The sequence below is a fragment of the Nostoc sp. EspVER01 genome (genome assembly GCF_034530635.1).
In the GTDB taxonomy this organism is placed as follows: Bacteria; Cyanobacteriota; Cyanobacteriia; order Cyanobacteriales; family Nostocaceae; genus Nostoc.
Genome location: NZ_JAVRCS010000030.1, coordinates 39,646 through 58,182, shown reverse-complemented (window position 1 = coordinate 58,182; position 18,537 = coordinate 39,646). Strand labels below are relative to the sequence as shown.

At 39.1% G+C, this 18,537-nt stretch carries 15 protein-coding genes and 1 pseudogene; 4 read left to right on the top strand and 12 right to left on the bottom strand.

Features of this window, described 5'->3' with window-relative positions:
- Positions 1-32: 32 nt before the first annotated feature.
- On the top strand, positions 33-362 hold the full coding sequence (locus RMX69_RS22295; protein ID WP_012410384.1) for a hypothetical protein: 330 nt from the start codon (positions 33-35) through the stop codon (positions 360-362).
- A gap of 77 nt (positions 363-439) precedes the next feature.
- Here RMX69_RS22295 and rpsN read toward each other — a convergent pair whose 3' ends face one another.
- The 6 genes from rpsN to RMX69_RS22265 all read right to left on the bottom strand — a co-directional run bounded on the left by rpsN (position 440) and on the right by RMX69_RS22265 (position 5,192).
- Positions 440-742 (bottom strand): 30S ribosomal protein S14, encoded by a 303-nt coding sequence (rpsN, locus tag RMX69_RS22290; RefSeq protein ID WP_012410383.1) that lies wholly within the window; start codon positions 740-742, stop codon positions 440-442.
- A 76-nt stretch (positions 743-818) separates the two neighbouring features.
- Positions 819-1,508, bottom strand: a complete 690-nt coding sequence (gene nth / locus RMX69_RS22285) for an endonuclease III (protein ID WP_322638739.1) — start codon at positions 1,506-1,508, stop codon at positions 819-821.
- Positions 1,484-2,584, bottom strand: coding sequence for an RIP metalloprotease RseP (gene rseP, locus RMX69_RS22280; protein WP_289798051.1), 1,101 nt, complete (start codon positions 2,582-2,584; stop codon positions 1,484-1,486). The genes nth and rseP overlap by 25 nt, the downstream gene beginning before the upstream one ends.
- Positions 2,585-2,745: 161 nt before the next feature.
- Positions 2,746-4,026 (bottom strand): serine--tRNA ligase, encoded by a 1,281-nt coding sequence (gene serS, locus RMX69_RS22275; protein WP_322638738.1) that lies wholly within the window; start codon positions 4,024-4,026, stop codon positions 2,746-2,748.
- 153 nt (positions 4,027-4,179) lie between these two features.
- Complete coding sequence (locus RMX69_RS22270; RefSeq protein ID WP_289798052.1) at positions 4,180-4,380, bottom strand: hypothetical protein; 201 nt, start codon at positions 4,378-4,380, stop codon at positions 4,180-4,182.
- Positions 4,381-4,613: 233 nt separating this feature from the next.
- Positions 4,614-5,192 carry a DUF3611 family protein gene (locus RMX69_RS22265; RefSeq protein ID WP_181930989.1) on the bottom strand — a complete coding sequence of 193 codons (579 nt, stop codon included), beginning with the start codon at positions 5,190-5,192 and terminating at the stop codon, positions 4,614-4,616.
- A gap of 666 nt (positions 5,193-5,858) precedes the next feature.
- Here RMX69_RS22265 and RMX69_RS22260 point away from each other — a divergent pair.
- Together RMX69_RS22260 and RMX69_RS22255 are read left to right on the top strand one after the other, a co-directional pair.
- Positions 5,859-6,206, top strand: a complete 348-nt coding sequence (locus tag RMX69_RS22260) for a PadR family transcriptional regulator (protein WP_289798053.1) — start codon at positions 5,859-5,861, stop codon at positions 6,204-6,206.
- 52 nt (positions 6,207-6,258) lie between these two features.
- A complete protein-coding gene (locus tag RMX69_RS22255; protein WP_289798054.1) occupies positions 6,259-6,789 on the top strand; it encodes a cofactor assembly of complex C subunit B in 531 nt (176 codons plus the stop codon).
- 451 nt (positions 6,790-7,240) lie between these two features.
- Here RMX69_RS22255 and RMX69_RS22250 read toward each other — a convergent pair whose 3' ends face one another.
- A complete protein-coding gene (locus RMX69_RS22250; protein ID WP_041566316.1) occupies positions 7,241-7,558 on the bottom strand; it encodes a DUF3155 domain-containing protein in 318 nt (105 codons plus the stop codon).
- Between the two features lie 287 nt (positions 7,559-7,845).
- On the opposite strand from RMX69_RS22250, the gene RMX69_RS22245 reads away from it, so the two are divergent.
- Positions 7,846-9,201 (top strand): ATP-binding protein, encoded by a 1,356-nt coding sequence (locus tag RMX69_RS22245; RefSeq protein ID WP_322638737.1) that lies wholly within the window; start codon positions 7,846-7,848, stop codon positions 9,199-9,201.
- Positions 9,202-9,414: 213 nt separating this feature from the next.
- Here the strand turns inward: RMX69_RS22245 and RMX69_RS22240 are convergent, their stop codons facing one another.
- The 5 genes and pseudogenes from RMX69_RS22240 to RMX69_RS22220 form a co-directional block, all read right to left on the bottom strand.
- Positions 9,415-12,141, bottom strand: coding sequence for a protein kinase domain-containing protein (locus RMX69_RS22240; RefSeq protein WP_322638736.1), 2,727 nt, complete (start codon positions 12,139-12,141; stop codon positions 9,415-9,417).
- 6 nt (positions 12,142-12,147) lie between these two features.
- A complete protein-coding gene (locus RMX69_RS22235) occupies positions 12,148-12,882 on the bottom strand; it encodes a hypothetical protein (RefSeq protein ID WP_322638735.1) in 735 nt (244 codons plus the stop codon).
- 643 nt (positions 12,883-13,525) lie between these two features.
- Positions 13,526-14,767: an S-layer homology domain-containing protein gene (locus RMX69_RS22230; protein WP_322638734.1), complete on the bottom strand. Its 1,242-nt coding sequence runs from the start codon at positions 14,765-14,767 to the stop codon at positions 13,526-13,528.
- Positions 14,768-15,183: 416 nt separating this feature from the next.
- A pseudogene (locus tag RMX69_RS22225) lies at positions 15,184-15,813 on the bottom strand (S-layer homology domain-containing protein); the annotation flags it as partial.
- A 1,643-nt stretch (positions 15,814-17,456) separates the two neighbouring features.
- Positions 17,457-18,176, bottom strand: coding sequence for a conjugal transfer protein TrbI (locus RMX69_RS22220; protein ID WP_289798058.1), 720 nt, complete (start codon positions 18,174-18,176; stop codon positions 17,457-17,459).
- Positions 18,177-18,537 lie beyond the last annotated feature (361 nt).

The following is an 18,537-nucleotide window of genomic DNA, read 5'->3' as shown; positions in this document are numbered from 1 at the left end:
GTTTCCCTCCGCGTCCCTCTGCGTTAAAAAAAATGACTCAACCAATTCCACCCATTACCCTACCACCGCCCGAAAACCCTCTACTCGAAGGTGAATGGTTACGAGAACGCTTACAACGGTGGCTAGATACAGAATTTATCCCCGAAGCAGTAAACCAAAATATAGCCCAACGAGCCGCACAGATTTTTGTGCGTCAACGGATGGAAGGAGAAAATGACCTTGGTTCTCTGGTAATTGCCATTGTCACAGAGATGCAGTCCTATGATTTTTCCAATAGCTTTTACGGAGAGTTTGCGATCGCCAACGCCGTCAGCGATCTACTCTTAGAAAGTCTGGGAATTGATAAGTGTTGTGGTCAATAATATTTTGTCATTTGTCATTTGTCCTTTGTCATTTGTTGTTTACCAATGACTAATGACTAATGACTAATGACTCTTGACTACCAGCTAGACTTAACAACTCCAGGTAAAAGACCTTCATGCGCCCATTCTCGTAGTACGTTCCGAGACAAGCCGAAATCGCGGTAAACTCCTCTAGAACGACCAGTTAACCAGCAACGATTGCGGTGGCGGGTGGGCGCACTATTCCGGGGTAGCTGTTGAATCTTACGGTGGATTTCTAGCTTATCCAAAGGAGATGCTGCACTTCTGAACTCTTCTAAGAGAGCTTCTCGCTTGTCAGCATACTTTTCTATCAACCTAGTGCGCTTTTTCTCGCGCTCAATCATGCTCTTTTTAGCCATATATTCTCTAACTTATTTAAAGACACCGTTTTCCATTCTACAGTCTCTCCATCAATTCTGGGGTTACTTGTGTCGCTTACCCTACAACCACTGGCTGATTCGCAGCAGGACATAAATCAGCAAGCTCACAAGCAATGCAGACGGGAGAGCGGGCTTTACAAATAGCACGACCGTGATAAATCAGCCGAATTGACCAATTTTCCCAATCAGGCTGAGGCAATAAAACCATTAAATCTTGCTCAATCCGAACGGGGTCTGTATGTTTAGTTAAACCCAAACGTCCGCTGAGGCGCTTGACGTGAGTATCTACTGTCACGCCAGCATTAATGCCATAAGCATGAGCTAGGACTACATTTGCTGTTTTGCGCGCCACACCAGGAAGCTTTAACAACTGTTCCATTTGGTTGGGAACAACAGAGTCAAATTCAGTGACAATCATCCGACAGGCGGCTTGAATATTCTTGGCTTTGTTGCGATAAAACCCTGTTGAACGCACCAAACTTTCTAATTCTACCAAGTCAGCGATCGCTAAACTCTCAGCATCAGGAAACTTACCAAACAAAGCTGGTGTCACCTGATTCACTCGCTCATCAGTACATTGAGCGGAGAGAATCGTTGCCACCAACAATTGTACTGGCGTTGAGTAGTTCAAAGAGCAAGTAGCATCTGGATAAAGACGCTTCAGACGAGCTAAAACTTCTATCGCCCGTTGCTTTTTAGATAAAGATTTGCGGGTAACGCTCACTGGAATAATTTTTGTACCCACTCCAATTGGCTAGTTAATTGGGAGGTTTCTTTGACGATCAGAAAAATTCCCAAGCCTAAGAGTAGCACCAAACCAGTTTGCATTACACCTTCTTGAATCCGGGACGGTACAGGCTTACCGCGTAAACCTTCAATTAGCAGAAAAGCGAGTTGTCCGCCATCCAAGGCTGGTAAAGGCAAAATATTGATAATAGCCAAGTTAATGCTGATAATAGCCGCAAAAGACAACAGATTTACGGTATTGTCCTCAGCTAATTTTGCACCGATTTTGACAATATTAACTGGGCCAGAAACTTGTCCAGCAGTTTGTTGAAAATTGGTAATCAACTGACCAAAACCGCTGAGTGTCCCAACAAATAATTGTTGAAATCTATTAGCAGCAAGACCGAAAATTTCAAAAGGGCCATTAGGACGGCGATAAATTGCTGTAGCATTTGGACTGAGTGCCACACCAACTACACCTTTGCCATCGGCTCCCAATTTCGGAGTTAATTTTATGGATTGTTGTTGTTTTTCACGCAGAATTTTCAGTTCGATTTGCTGATTGGGATGAGTTTGAATTTCTTTCGTCAGCAAAGGAGTTGATTTCTCAGAAGCCGGGAGTTCTTGACCGTTAACAGCCAGAATAATATCTCCTTCCCGAATTCCTGCTTGATAAGCAACAGATTCTTGATTAACAGGCTGGACAACGACACCAGCTTGATAGTTTAATTCCTTGGGAATGCCAACAATACCCAATTGCAGAGCCAACACCAAGTAGGCAAATATTAAATTGGCGATTACTCCGGCACTGATAACTATCGCCCGGTCTAAAACTGGACGGTTACGCAGCAGATTTGGGTCATTGGGTGGAACATCGCTATCGGGATCATCATCGGGAAAGCCCACAAAGCCGCCCAAGGGAAAGGCGCGGACAGCATATTCGGTTTGTGACCCTTGGTACTTCAAAAGAACTGGGCCAAAACCCAAAGAAAAACGGTTAACGAGAATGCCTTGAGAACGTGCTGCAACAAAATGCCCCAACTCGTGTACCAAGATCAAAACAGCCAAGACTGCGATCGCTGCTAAAACTGACATAGAGTGAATTGTGAAGATATTAAGCTATGGTTATCTCCATTCTAATTGGGCATTGGGTATTGGGTATTGGTCATTGGTCACTTGTACTGAGCGAAGCCGTTGGCGTAGCCTCTCGTAGAGAAGTATTGGTCATTGGTAAATAACAAAGGACAAATGACAAATTATAAAACTTCACGCCCCAAGTAAGGTTGCAATACTTCTGGTATTCTTACTGTCCCATCAGGTTGTTGATAATTCTCCAAAATTGCTGCCATCGTCCGTCCCACCGCCAAACCCGAACCATTGAGGGTATGTACGAACTGAGTTCCTTTCTTCCCTGCCTCTTTGAAACGAATATCAGCCCGTCGCGCTTGGAAATCTATAGTATTGGAACAGCTAGAAATTTCGCGGTATTTGCCAGAAGAGGGCAACCAAACCTCTAAATCATAAGTTTTGGTAGAGGCAAATCCCAAATCTCCAGTACTTAAATTTACTACTCGATAAGGCAATCGCAACGCCTGTAAAATTGCTTCTGCATTCCCTACCAATTTCTCCAGTTCATCAAAAGACGTACTGGGTTCGACAAATTTCACCATTTCCACCTTGTTAAATTGATGGAGGCGAATTAATCCCCGCATATCGCGCCCATAACTACCAGCTTCGCGGCGAAAACAGGGAGTATAAGCACAGTGGTAAATAGGCAAATCTTCAGCAGCGAGAATTTCACCCCGGTAGAGATTTGTAACTGGAACTTCAGCTGTCGGAATCAGCCATAAGTCATCATCAGCACATTTAAAGCTTTCTTCCGCAAACTTGGGTAACTGACCGGTCGCTGTCAAAGACTCGGTATTCACTAACAGAGGCGGACTAACTTCCACATACCCAGCTTGAGTATGGAGAGTCAGCATAAATTGAATTAATGCCCTTTCCAATGCCGCACCAGCGCCTATCAATGTCACAAAGCGACTTTGGGCAACTTTCACAGCTCGTTCGACATTGAGAATACCCAGCTTTTCGCCAATTTCCCAGTGAGGCAGAATATTCGGATTTTGGGGAATGTACTCATCACCCCAACGCCGCACTTCTACGTTATCTTCCTCATTCTTTCCAAGGGGTGTAGAGTCGCTTGGCAAGTTGGGAAGTGCTAACACAAGTTGAGCAATTTCAGCTTTGAGGTCTTTTTCTTGGGGTTCTAGTTGACTCAACGTCGCTTTGACAGAGTTACCTTCATCCCGCAAAGCTTGAATTTCTGGGTCTTGAGGATTAATCCCAGATTTAATCTTTTGGCCGACTATTTTACCAATTTCGTTACTCCGGGCTTGGAGTTGACTACGCGTCCCCTCAAGTTCCCGTTGTTGCCGATCTAACAGTAATATCGGTTCGATGTCGTATTTACCACTACGACTATTCAATCGTTCTTGAACTAATTGCGGATTTTCCCGTATTTGCTTGATATCCAGCACAGATTTTTCTCAGTTTTTAGCCTATTATCTACCTGCCAACACATCAGCATATACTGATTTTGGCTTCGTATGAGCAGAAAAGCAACCATTTAAATTTTTCTAGACCTGCCAATCCTGCCAGGGCTAGAAAAATTTAAAACCCAAAATTTGGGATTAATCTTCCGATTTTCTCGATTCTTGAGTGTTTGCAGGTGAGGGTAGCCAGTAGGCAAGTACACCTGATAAACCACTCCAATACACTGCCTGATTTTGGCTATTAGCGCGTTCCATAAAGATTAGGGAACTACATAATCCAATCATCAATGTGCTAAAAAGTACTTGTATCCCAAACTTCCAGATTTCTAGTTTTTTCATAGTGTCAGACCTCCAATAAAAATTAATTCACCCTAATAACGGTTCAAATATCACTCTTTAGATGGGTGCTAATATTAAGTAACTGGTATTAGTCTTCACACTGTAATTTAATAATTTCGGAAAAGTACAATCAACATATTTGAATTATTGCCATACAACCTCTGAAAAGAGGAGAAAAGAAGTCAAAAGAATTGCTTATTTTTGACTATTACCTTTTCTTCTGACTCCCTTTTCTAAGGTCGGTTAATGCGATTGAGTAACCAAAGTGACGCCACCAGCCCTGCAAAGTGGGCAGAGACAGTGTTGGTGTTTGCCTGTACTACAAGCATATCTAGACCGCTAATAATCCGGGTAGGGTCAAAAAATTGGGTAGTTATCGCTTGCGGAGATATGGATCGTGCTACCAGTGTGCCAACGATCGCTTGCGCCCCCAAAAGAGTCACTAGCGTTCCCCCTAAATTCACCCACAGCCCTAAGCGTAATACTTGCACAGTCTCGCTTTTCCGAGGGCGGTTGCTGGGATTGGAGGATTCCAATTGCTTGCCAATCCTAGTGTAACGGTAAGCTAAATAAATCCCCCCACCCAAAACAACCAGTCCACAAATTGCTAAAAATACGCCAAAGCCAGTCCCAGGATTATTACTAGGACTGCCAGTTCTTTGATTAAAGATGGCGAACAGCAGCACAATTATGCTAGAAACAACGCCTAGTACTAGCTGAATCCAAAAGCTAATCCAACCTGTAAGGCGAAAAGTTTGGGCAATTGCCCTAAGAGTTGAGGAAGATGATGGGGCATCGGGAGTTTGTGACATAGCGATCGCTAATATGCTGGGTGCTTGATAAAAGAAGGCGAGAACAAGAGGATAAAGGGATGCGAGGACACGGAGAGTTCTTTCCCTACGTCTCCCCTCTCCTGTCTTCTTTCCCTAGTGTTTAGCGCCTTCTTTGATAAATTTACTATTACACTTGTCAAATAAGACAAGAAATTCTGCGATCGAAGAAATCAGAAATGGTTACTGCTTAAGTGTGTCCACTGACATAGCAGCTCGATCCCAAATATATCCCTTAGCTTAAGATTTTAGAATTTGCATTGGGAAAATCACTGTAAAAAAAAGTGTTTATTAAGTTTTACAGACAAAACAGCATTTTACCTGTAAAATTTCTTCGATGGCATTTTATTGCTTAAGCAGTTCTAAGCAGCTCGGCATCAGTTAGCACCAAGATAGTGACTCTCTCACTGTCTGTTCGCTCCTCACCACACCGTATCGAGCTTGAGTGAGGGTACATTGTTTTGTCCCCTTAAACTCGCAAACTCGCCCCACAACTTCACAGGCGTGGGTAATTGTTTGATGTTTACGCAATGAATATCTAGTCTAAGTAGCTTTATATGTATTACTCACGTAGTAGTAGCACTGTATACTGACTACAAGGATTATAGAATTTACCCTAATGCATTTTTTTTAGCCATTCACCTAACCATGAAACTTGAGGATATATATCAATTTTTTGAGAATCCTCCGCCAACTTACCTTTGTCAGGAACTAGCAGTTTGTTACATACTGTCTGTTTTATTACAAGGTGAATCCTACGGAACCGAGTTAATTGAGCAATTAGAAACTGAGTATCCCGTCTATCGGCTTTCAGATACCGTACTTTACAGTGCAATCAAATTTCTGGAAGACCAAAAGGCAATCACTGGATATTGGAAGAAACTTGAAGGACGGGGGCGCCCCAGGCGGATGTACCAAGTTTCTCCCGAATGGCAAGTTCAAGCTCAGGATTTAGCTTTTCAATGGCTTGACTACATCAACGGGAGGAAAAAGTAACGAATCATTGATAATGAATAAGTCTCCTCCAGTCAAACACTAACAATTAGTTATGGATACTGCTATTCTGCCTTCTACGTTCCTGCTAACCTTGTTGTTATCGGTTGGGCTGTTTTTCTTTATTCGTGCCTCGACTAAAGACCGCATAGAAATAGCGCAACTGGTATCTGAGCAAGATGAAGCTGTTTTAATGTCTCAATTAAAAGAGTACTTTCGATCGCGGTCTTACCGAGTGGCAGCGGTAGACCGAGAACAAAATCAGGTAATTTTTGAAGGTAATGTTCGTCCCAGCTGGTTCTTAGCTATATTTCTAACTTTACTGGCCGCGACTGGGATTGTTTGTCTATCTCTGGTTACATACCTGCTTTTTCCTAGCCTCAGTACCCTTGTTCTGGCGATGGTACTGCTGTCGCCTTTAAGTGGTCTATTTTATTGGAAAAAATCTGGAAGACTTGAGAAGGTGTCGCTCAAAGTAGAAACAACTCAGAGCGAACAAACCTCCTCAAGTAAGATCACTGTAGTCGCCCATCGAGATGAACTCAGCGAGTTGCAGAGGACTCTACAGCTCAAGCCTGGGAAATAATTGTTGATTTTTGCGACCATCTCTTAACTATGATATGCAGACTTCTGACCTAACCTACTATGCAGGCAATGGAAAGTAGTCAGGAGAAAATCAAGACTGCTGCTTTGTCAGTTTTCCCCATGACCAACGTCGTGGGGAAAAAATTTAAATTCATTAACTTAAATTCATTGACAGAGCAAACTTTAACCATTTACGGCATAAGAGCGCAACTTCACTCTTCCTTTTAGACGCGCTTGGCTCTATACCCACTCCCTTCTGCATCATCAAATTAGTATCAACCCATGCAATCTAGCGTGGTTTGAAACAGGTTCAATTTCCAACTACCTGGACTAGATTTACTGGCAAATCAGCTACAAACTAAAAAAAAATTAAATTTTGCATAAACTTAGCAATTTTGCCAGTTAATAATAGTCAGGAGCCACACTCAATGCCCAAGATGACCATCTATGGTTCACCGACTAGCTAAAGCAAGAGGTTCTTGACCTGGTGAAGGTTCTAACACCCTCAAACTAGGAAACAAGAAATGGTTTTCCTCTACGTATTGAGCACCAAACAGTCCCTTTTCTGCCCAGAAATAACGATCTGTAGTGTGTTCATTTCGCTTTACAAGTAGCAACGCTGGTGGCAAAATTCCTTCAGCTTGAATGAATCTTCTAGCTGCTGTTACAGGCTTTTCTTCGCCACTTTCGATGCTATATTGAGGCACGTGTTCCAAAATGCGTCGTCCTTCCTGACGACGACGACTCTTCCTTTTGCGTCTCCTTGCCAATCTATTGTCCTCCTCTTTCAAGCTATAGATTGTAGTGATAGCTACAAAATCCGTCGTCATTATATAGGTTCTAGTTCAGAATATCAATAGTTTTTAACCTTTTAATATAAGAAAGTTAATATCTTTGAAACATCGAGAAAATAAAATCACCTAAGAATATAATCCCCTAGTAGAAACCATCTCTTTTGAAAATTTTAGTTAAGCTTTATTAAATGAGTGAGGTAAAAATTAAGTATCCTCTCTTACATCATGCCTCAAAATCTATAATCTTGAGCAAGAGCTAAAAAATGTTAATGTCTGCCAGTTCCGATTTTCTTGCTCTGTGTCGAGAGCAAATAGCGCTACTAACCCAAGGGCTGGGAGCAACTTTAAGTATTGTATACCTAACACAAGAATTGGTAGATACTCCTTCTGGCGATGCCAAACTAATTCCTGTGGTGATTTACCCGGAAACAGCATTATTGCCGCCAGGAGAGGAAACTATTGAAGCGACGGCATATAAGCAACTTCAAGTTGGAAATGCGTTTATATTACCCAATCATCAGGGAAGGTTATTGACAGCAGGTTCAGAATCTCCAACTTCGTCACGGGAGTCTGAAATACCAAATGCATCTCAACCCGATCTTAAAGAGGAATACTTACTTAGTGGCAACCAAATTGTTTTACCTCTGATTTATGAGGGTGTGATGATGGGGTTACTAGTGACACGCAGGAAAGATCGGGCATGGAATGAACACGAGCAAAATCAAATTCAACGGATAGCGCAAACATTAGCGATCGCTTGTATTTTAGATCAGCGGCGAGCATGGTTTGAGCAACAGTTGCGCGAGCAACAAATTCTCCAAGAAAAACAGCGGGATTTGCTGGATAATTTATTGCATCAGTTTCGTAACCCATTAACGGCGTTACGGACTTTTGGCAAACTGCTATTGAAACGACTACGACCAGCAGACGCTAACCGGGATGTGGCAAATAGTATTGTCAGAGAAAGCGATCGCCTTAAAGAATTACTGCAACAATTTGAACAAGTAATTGACTTGACAGAGGCAGATTTAGCACCACTACATCTGCCTGAAGATGAAGTATTTGTAGAAGCAACTATCCAAAAAGACGCTAAACCGCCACTATTATTGCCGGGAACGGGAGATAAAGCAGTTGACTGCTCCCTAGCAGATATATTAGAACCATTATTAATATCAGCCAAAGCGATCGCCCAAGAGCGAAAGCTAAAACTAATAACTGAAATTAAACAGAATTCATCCTTAGTACGTGCCAATGTCAAAGCATTACGAGAGGTGTTAACTAACATTATTGATAATGCTTTGAAATACACTCCCACCGGTGGCAAAATTTTGATTCAGGCGGGACAAGAAAAAGCTCATTTTCAGGGAATAGTTATTAGTGATAACGGGCCTGGCATTCCACCCCAGGATTTAGAACATCTTGGAGAACGGCATTATCGCGGAGTACAAGCGCAAACAGAAATCCCCGGCACAGGTTTAGGGTTAGCGATCGCTAAACAATTAATAGAACAAATGCAGGGCGAAATAGAGGTTTTCAGCCCTGCAATCAACGCTAAATTAACTTCAACCAATGCACCGGGAACTACTTTTATTATTTGGTTGCCGGAAACTAAAATTTAGTCTATTCAAAACGGTTTATCCCGTTTTTCTTTAACTTTTAACGCTGCTCAAAATCTTAATCTAAAAGTATTTATTCACATTATAGTTCAATACGGTTCAGTTAAGCATTGTTTTCCTCTCTCTGTTCCCTCTGTGCCTCTGCGGTTCGTTAAAAAATTGACTTTGATAAAGAGTTTTAGCCTTAACTGAACCGTATTGCATTATAGTTAGCATTTAAAGAGTTAGCATGTCATCCAAGCGCATTGTCATATTACCTGACTGTACTTCAACGAGCGAAGAAGTTAGCTTATCAAACTCTAGAGATACACCTATCTGGTTATTATTTATTAATTTAGACAGTGTTGGTATTTCTTCAAGCGACTCATCACTAACATATGATCTAAGAAGGACAGGATGGATGTCATTGCTATTGATAAAATCAGTAATATTATGCTTGAGTTTCTCAATATCCTTAAGAAGTGAAGTAATTCGCAACTTATCTTCTGTGCCACTCTTATAATAGGAATTCTCACTTTCTTTAATAGTAAGTTTTAAATACATATAAGCAACTCTTTCAAGAATTTCTCTAATTTTAGACATTTTTACATTTTTTGGCTGCTTGCTAAAAGCAAGGTTATCAAAAAAATTCTTTTTTTGTTCATTATCATTATATGGTTCTCTTATATTTATCTTCTTATTTTTAAGAGAATTATTCATAGTCAAAAGACTATTAATTATATCATTTATTCCTGGTTTACTGTAAGTATTGTTTTCAATACCTACGAAAAATATATTGTATATATAAATTCCTATCATGTTTAAATAATAAACACAAGGTTCAATATTTTGGTAGTACACAACTTCCCTTACTATCTCACTATTAGTAATATTATTTATAATTTTCGATACTTCATCTTTATTGTCTTCCTGAAACGAGACGTGTTTATAAGTTAAATTAGACCCTTCAGAAAATTCAACTTGCAACAATACATTTGTAGTATTATTTTGAGGCTTTATTATAATCCAATCTCCCTTTTCAATATTATTTCTATAATAAGACGAATCTAAAAATTGATATTCATATTGTTTGTTCTCTAATTCTTTAATTTTAATTTTTCGACGCAGAAACGCTAAATAATTTGGAACAAAAGGATTTCCCATATCACGAGTAATTTTTGTATATACAGAGTCACTTCTTAAATCTTTCTTATAATACTCTTCCGTCTTGTATGCCTGAAACCTTATAGTTAGATTTTCTGGTTCACCATTTGTCTCTCTAATAACCAAGTTTGTAGGATGTAACTCACTAAATGAGAATGAATTCTGCGAGGATGAAGATTGCACAGAGCGATTAACTAATTCAGATATTTTATCCAAATACCAAAATCCTCTTACAAAACGAGCAGGTAATTTATCCTTATCCAAGTTCTGTAGTTCTTTAAGTGTTTCTAAAAAACTTGGAGTAGGTGAATTATTTTCCTTTTCCCAATTGCGGCGATAAAGACTATTATTTGTTCTTCTAAATTCAAAATTTTTACTCTGCTCTAATTCCAGTATTTTATCAAGCACAAGCTGCACAGCTATTTTATCAGAACTGTCATCGCTAAGGGTATAAAAAGTATTTCCTGCTTTGTAAAGTATGCACTTTAAAATAATCTCAACAATTTCGCGAGGAGCATATGTTGTGGAATTTTTATGAAGCTTAAAAGGCTCAAATACCTGCACTAAACTTGGTTCGCTAGATTGAAGACTAAAAACCTTCTCATAGTCTTCCATTATCTCATCAACTTTTTTCTCGTTTTTGTCATAAATTACTCGAATATTATCATAAAAACGCTCTGGTGATTCTCCACAAGTAAGTAGGTCAAAGAAAATCGCTCCCAAACCAAATAGATCGGTTTGTATTCCTTGCCGTTTATACAATAAAATCTGTGTTTTATGATCATTATTAATATTTTTAATAACATCATTATTCACATTAAGAAAAATGCGTATTGATGAGTTGTCATCAATAGAGATTGACTCAATTTCATACTGTTCTTTATTTTTACTAAAAACTACAAAATCGTTATTTCCAATAATTGAATCACGAAGTTTAGGATCGGTACTAATAAGCTCAACTTTATGGTTTTCGCTATCCACTTGAATATCTGCATCACAAATATCAAAATAGTCTTTTTGTTCAGGTGAACGGTAGTGACGTGTTCCAAGAGGTAGCTCTGCACTAGCTATTGGCAAAGATGTAGTTATTGGATCTCTTTTTGGTAACAGAAAACCAAGGTCGCCAATCACAGCTTTAACCTCAGAACCCTCTTCGTTTACAAAAATATTTGCAGGTTTCATATCGAGGTGTAACAGACCAGCTTTATGAAGAGTTACAAGACCTTGAGCAATATCTTTTAAATATGGAAGTATGTTAGCTATACGATCTTCAAAGGTCATCTGTCTAAGAATCTCATATCCTGTAAGGTTCCCAGCAGTAGTATGTTGAGATTTTTCCTCTTCTGTATTTTGTTTACCGTCTCTTTCCAAAATGTCTTTCAGTGTTGCATCATACTTCTCAGTTACTAAAGCATAGTTTGAGATTCTTAATTGCTCAAAAAATACCTTTAGTGTCTTATAAACATTTGATTCTTGAAATAAATCAGTCCAACCAACTGTCCTAATAACACCAAAAATCTTTCTCTCTCCCTTGGCTCGTGTAATTTCTTGTGTTGATTTAATTTCATTGTCAAAACGTGACTGATCGATCTTATGAGCATAAAGAAGTTTAACAGCAAATCTGTCTTCTTGATTACTATCATGGACTGCAAATACTATACCAAAAGTGCCATCACCAAGTTTAATAGGCTGCCCTTTTGCATCTAATGTCAAATAAAAATTTTGGCTGTTACCCCCTAAGGTTTTAAATGAATATTTGTCAGCTTCTTGTTTAAGGCTATCTTCTTTTTCTAAGGACATAGTAATTTACTCCTGAGCTAAAATAAAGAGAAAATATTCTTTACGAGAGGTTTTGGGTTTATATTCAATTAAGATTGTTTTTTTTACTATGGTTTTCTCTACTGAGAATACTAAGTCAGGAATTGCTTCCAGCTTTATAATTTCGCCGACTTTATACTCTGTAAATTGGAAGGTTTCCGATAACTCTGATGATAAATTATTTATATCTATCACTCGTTTGGAACTATTTCTTGGAAATTCTAATTCTATAACCCCGTTTTTATTAAGACATAATCCAAATTGTTCTGCATTTTCGATTGTTTTAATCAATGCCCACTCATTTTCCTGTATGGGAATTAATTTAATATTGTCAATTAGCACTGATTTATCTTCTGGTTTTCCTTTTTTGTTCCACCAACTTTTTTGATTAATAATTAAATGTAATCCACTGCTAAAAGGGACATTTTTAATATTGAACTTGATGTTGTTTCCTGGCTCTGTTCTCCGTTTTTCTGGCGTATTCTTTGGAAGAAAAGCAATGGATTCATTTACATTGTCTAACGAATTCTCTAAGCTTTTATTTGTAGAATCTCTGGGAGTAATTATAGCTAAAGGCTTATTTTTATTACCTATTATAACGAAATTAAAATTAATAGACGGATTGATATTTTCTGCCAGCTTTAGATTCAGATTTTCGATACCTGTAAGTTTAGGGATAAATCCTTGAAGTAATTTAATAATATCTAATAAATCTTGATTCATAAGCCTTATTTCCTTTCTCTACCACCTAATTAATTTACGCGCTTGAGCAAAAGTACCAACATTAAAATTATTTTTAATAAATCCTAGAAAAATTAGTCTTGTCTTACCTCTGGAGCGCCATTATCACTCTCATCAATGAAAATATCGCAAAATTACTGCTGAAACTTAGTTTCAGCAATTTTATAAAAATGGTAAGTTTAGTCAAAAAATAGTGTGAGTACTACATGCTTACAATATACAGCACTTACACTAATCTTACAATTCGACTTTAGATTGACGCTCTTTTATTACTCTCATTAGAGAATATTTAGAACCTTGTTTCTGTGTGCTTGCTTCCAAATGAAGATTTTTTGATTTTGCCGATCAAACCTTTTAAAAAGATTCAAGATCAGCATCTTATTTTTCTCTCATCAGATATATAAAAGAGGGCTAAAGTCGAGTTACAAGTTATGATGTGCTTACCCTGGAGAGGAAAAAATTTTAAGAGTATCCCAAATTTACAAAATATATTCGACATCTCCAGAAATTATTATTTGTTGCCTAAAACCCTTGTAGAGCCGTAGCACTGCTACGTCTCTACATTCGTTTTCGGAGAAGTCTAATCTATGCGAACAGATTGTAAGTTATAACTTTGCATTAATAACTATCTGAGTGAAACCAACAAGTTTTGATTGATGGTCATTTGTAAATCGGTATTTGGGTCAATGGCGATTAAGTCAACACTATTCTTACCGAAGAACAGACCAACCAACGCACCGATACCAGCACCACCCAAGACTTCTTCTGTGGCGATCGCGCGATCGCCTGTGACAGCAGATACCGCAGTTGCCGCACCTGCGCCCAATACAGTATTCTTGATAATTGAACTAACACTAGTACCCTTCTTGACAGTTTCAGTTTTGGTAATAACGTCAGAAGTAGCGTTCAACTGATACTCTTGACCATTGGTCAAAACCAGTTTTTCAGCAACGAATTGAGAACCGCCTGTAGCAGGTTTGAGTTGACCAACAACTTGACTCCCAGCAGGAATCACTACAGCTCCGTCTTGCGTAACCACGTTTTGGGATACTGTCAATGTCAAGGGCGAGGTTTCATCCTTTGTAACGAGAATTTTTTCTGCCTTGTCATACTTCACAGGAATAGCAGTCCCTTGAGCAATTGTCACTGATGTAGGTGTTGGAGTAGTAGATCCGACAGCCACAACATAAGGTGAGTTAATTGCTGAGGCTTGATTAGAACTAACCAATGCTTGGTAGATAAAAGCTGCTACCTGAGCGCGAGTAGCAGTTGCAGTTGGATTCAGGAAGTTCACATTTGGATAGTTCACCACAATTTGCTTTTGGGTTGCAGCGGCGATCGGGCTACGGGCATAGCTAGCGATGTTAGAGGCATCGTTGAAGTATTGCAGAGTGCTTTCTGTATTACCGCTAGGAGTATATTCCAGACCGTTAGCAAGGGAAACTAAAACCTGTTCGCGGGGAATAGCTTGATTAGGCTCAAAGCGATTTCCAGGATAACCAGATAAGAAACCAATGGTATAAGCTTGCTGAATCGCACTGGATGCCCAATAGTTGCTAGGCACATCAGCAAAATTGATTGGCTGCCGTTGTTGTGCTTTTTGGAAAGCTTTGTTGACCATCGCAGCAAATTGAGCGCGTGTCACCGGTTCTTCTGGGCGGAAACTACCATCAGGAAATCCGGCAATTACACCTCGTTGAGATAATTGTTGAATAAATTGTGCCGCCCAATAGTTAGATGAAACATCAGAAAAAGTAGTTTGAGCTAAAGATGGTGAAGATGTAATGAAAGGTGCTACAGTACCGACTGTAATGCTCAAAGCCATGAGTGCAGTTGTTCTAGATTGCCAACGATTTAAGTTAAACATTATTTTTTTGCTCCAGTCCTATTATTTTTTTTACTGTTAATTAGTTAGACATTTACTAAAGTACAAGGTTCCTAATTTTTATGCTTTTTGTAAAAACCATTACTTTAGTCATGCAGTCATTATTAAAAAATCTATGCCAAACGAACTAGCTAATAGAAGTAATGCAATCACACTATTACCTATTAGCAAACTTCAGAAAATATAGATACTGAGTGAGACGATATAGAGAAAGAATAGTTGCTGTTAAATAGAAAATTTTATGGTTAAAAGTGAAGGCGATCGCACACTCTCGTTCAAGTAGCGATCGCCTCTTGAATAACTATCTAAATCAACAGATTCTAATTGTGACTGATAGAGGTGTTGAAGTAGTAGACTCAACAACCATTGTATAGGGCGAGTTAATTGCTAAGTTTTAACACAACATAAGGCGAGTTAATTGCTGAGGCTTGATTAGAACTAACTAATGCTTGGTAGATAAAAGCTGCTACCTGGGCGCGAGTAGCAGTTGCGGTTGGATTGAGTAACTTGACATTCGGATAGTTCACCACAATTTGCTTTTGGGTTGCAGCTGCAATTGGGCTACGGGCATAGCTAGCGATATTAGAGGCATCGTTGAAGTATTTCAGAGTGCTTTCGGTATTGCCACTAGGACTATATTTCAAACCGTTAGCGAGGGCAACCAAAACCTGCTCGCGGGGGATAGCTTGATTAGGCTCAAATCGATTTCCAGGATAACCAGATAAGAAACCAATGCTATAAGCTTGCTGAATCGCACTAGATGCCCAATAGTTGCTAGGTACATCAGCAAAACTGATTGCAGTCCGTTGTTGGGCTTTTTGGAAAGCTTTGTCAACCATCGCGGCAAATTGAGCGCGTGTAACTGGTTCTTCTGGGCGGAAGCTACCATCAGGAAATCCGGCGATTACACCTTGCTGAGACAATTGTTGAATAAATTGTGCTGCCCAATAGTTAGATGAAACATCAGAAAAAGCAGTTTGAGTTGAAGATAGGGGGGAGCATCCCACTGTGATCTGTTTGCCTTGCAAAGGATAATTCACTGGATCGCAAACAAAACCTGCCGAATTAGCCTGTACAGAAGTCCGGGTTGGCGGATTTTGTTTCTCTGGCTGTGATTTCCAATCGTCAGATATTTTTTCGAGAGTGGGATGCTTACTTAAAAACTCTGAGTCTGCAACAATATCGTGAGGGCCCTTAGCACTTATTTTAGAGCTATTGAGATAGATATTATAATCATAAACAACGTTTTTGTTTTTAGTATTGTTATTAATGTTTTTTCCAGGAAAAGCATAGAGAATGTTCCTGAGAATTTTGACATCAGATGAGGTATGAGCAAATATTTGCCCACCATTAAGTTCTGGACTCTGATTATTTAAAAAAGCTGTGTTATTTACAATATCAACATGGTCGCTAAAAAAGGCATGAATACCCGATCCACCATTATTAAATGCAAGATTGTTTTTAACTAAAGTACGTCCTTTATATGCACCCAATTTTGAGGTGTCTTGATTTCTTGTACTATCGATAATAATGCCATTACCGTCTGTGATCTTTCCAACTGCAATCCAAGGGATGTACATACGATTGTTGTAGGTCTTGTTGTTGGTAACAAACATCTTGTATCCCTGGTTGTTGTCAGAATTCCAATTATTCAACATTGAAATGCCACTGCAACCATAAACACTGTACCAGGCATTATTAAATACCACATTATTATCTATTGTCACATAGTCTGCTTGAATCGCTGAAATACCTGCTCCTCCACAGTCATGCACTTTGTTGTTCAGAATACGGATGTGATGAACATGACCATTAGTTCGTCCATCAACGCTTATACAGTTTCCATTTGTCAGTGGGTTTACTTTGTTAGTCTTCTCTTTCATCGCATAATCAAGGGTGATATTGGCATTGTTTCCCATAACCTCCAGCCCGTTGATCTCGATATATGAAGCTTTATTTGAAATCGTTATACCATTCCATGTATTGTGCTGAATTTTTGGTAAATGCCCAGGATATGCTTTATACCTAATCCATGCATTTGCAGTTCCAGAACGTTTAATACTTACTACACTCCCAGCTTTGCCTGTATTTGTGTATACTCCATTCATTATCAATACTGTATCGCCAGGGTTGGTAAGGTCTGCTGCCTTTTGAATTGTTTTAAAGGCAGATGAAGTAGAAAGTCCGCTATCATTGTCGTTTCCATTACCACTAACATAGTATGTTTTCGGTGTTGAATTCGCGCTGATTAGCTCACGGCTAGATAGACTCATTTCCTTGTTAGTGGATACCTGACGGGCGTTTTCAACTAAAGATACTTTTATATTGTCTCCCGGAACCAAAAGACTTAATACTACGGGAATTGCAAGATATGTGCTTAAATTTAAACCTTGAATTACCACAAGAAAAAGCTCCTCGATCGCTACTACTTAATAAAAGTATCAGGATATTCCATCATTTTGAATACTCTTTTAGATACAGAATACAATAGAGGTAAGTTTTAAATAAGTATTACAATAAAGATTGATACTAATTAAGACGATATAGAGGTGGAATAGTTGCTGTTCAATAGAAGTTTTTAGGATTAAAAATAAAGGCGATCGCACACTATAGTTAAAGTGGCGATCGCATATAAGGAATGATTAAGTTCACAACTTGAATGAAGTTAAATTTAGTAGCGGGATTGTGGTACTAAATTCAAGTTAGAATTCAGAGTGAGCTTTAAATCCTGTGCAGGTCTGAGTACAAAGGCATTTCCTTCTTTTTTCCGTAACAGCACGCTAGCACCCGCACCCGCAGCCGCACCAATAACAGGTTTTAAATCGTCAATTCTGCGATTACCAGTAATTAATGAACCTAAAAGACCAGCACCCCCACCAATAGCTGCGTCAGTTAAAACCTGAGTTGTGTTGGGCTTCTGTGAAACTCTTTCAGTTGTGGTGTATGTCCGAGAAGTTGCATTAATCGACTGACGCTGACCGTTAGAAAATTCTAATTCTTGAGCGACAAACCGCACACCTTTTCCTTGGTTATCATCATCTCTTGTATCTCTGGAATAACTATCTAACTCAACAGATTCTAGCCGTCCATTTACTTTAGTACCAGCAGGAATTAAGACGTTTCTATTTCTGTCGATAATGTCGTTCGCTATTCTCAAGGTTAGAGATTTACTTTCTCCAGGAGCAATAGTAATTGTCTCTTTTTCGTAGGTGACAGGAAGAGCAACTCCAGAAGGAATGGTAACGTTTCCGTATTGTCCATTTCTGTTTTGCCCAATGTTGTATTGAGCATTAGCAGGAGCCAAGCTGAATAGGGGGCTAATGACGCTTGTAGTAACTGCTATTGCCATAAGTGCAGCAGTTCCAGATTTCCATTGATATAGGCGTGTCATAAGAAGGTTATCCTTTGTGTATGTGATGTATGTAATGACGAGGATTCACTGAGTTTGTTTCTGACTGTTTTTGAACCTGTCTATAGAAGTATTCCGAAGATAAAAGTACTTATTATGATGGGAAGTCTTTGCGATCGCAATCACTCTTCAGAATTTTTATCCTCCTAATGTGCGTCACTCCAAATTAGAGGCGAGACACCTATAAGACGTAAATGAGTATCATTTTGTTCCAAAATACTGTTTTACTACTCATGTCCACATATCTAAGCCATTGAATAGAGGCGAATTGGCTGACTGCGAACTCTTACTTTCATTCTAGATTGATTTGCTAGGATTTGGGAAATATTTTCGTTTTCTTAAC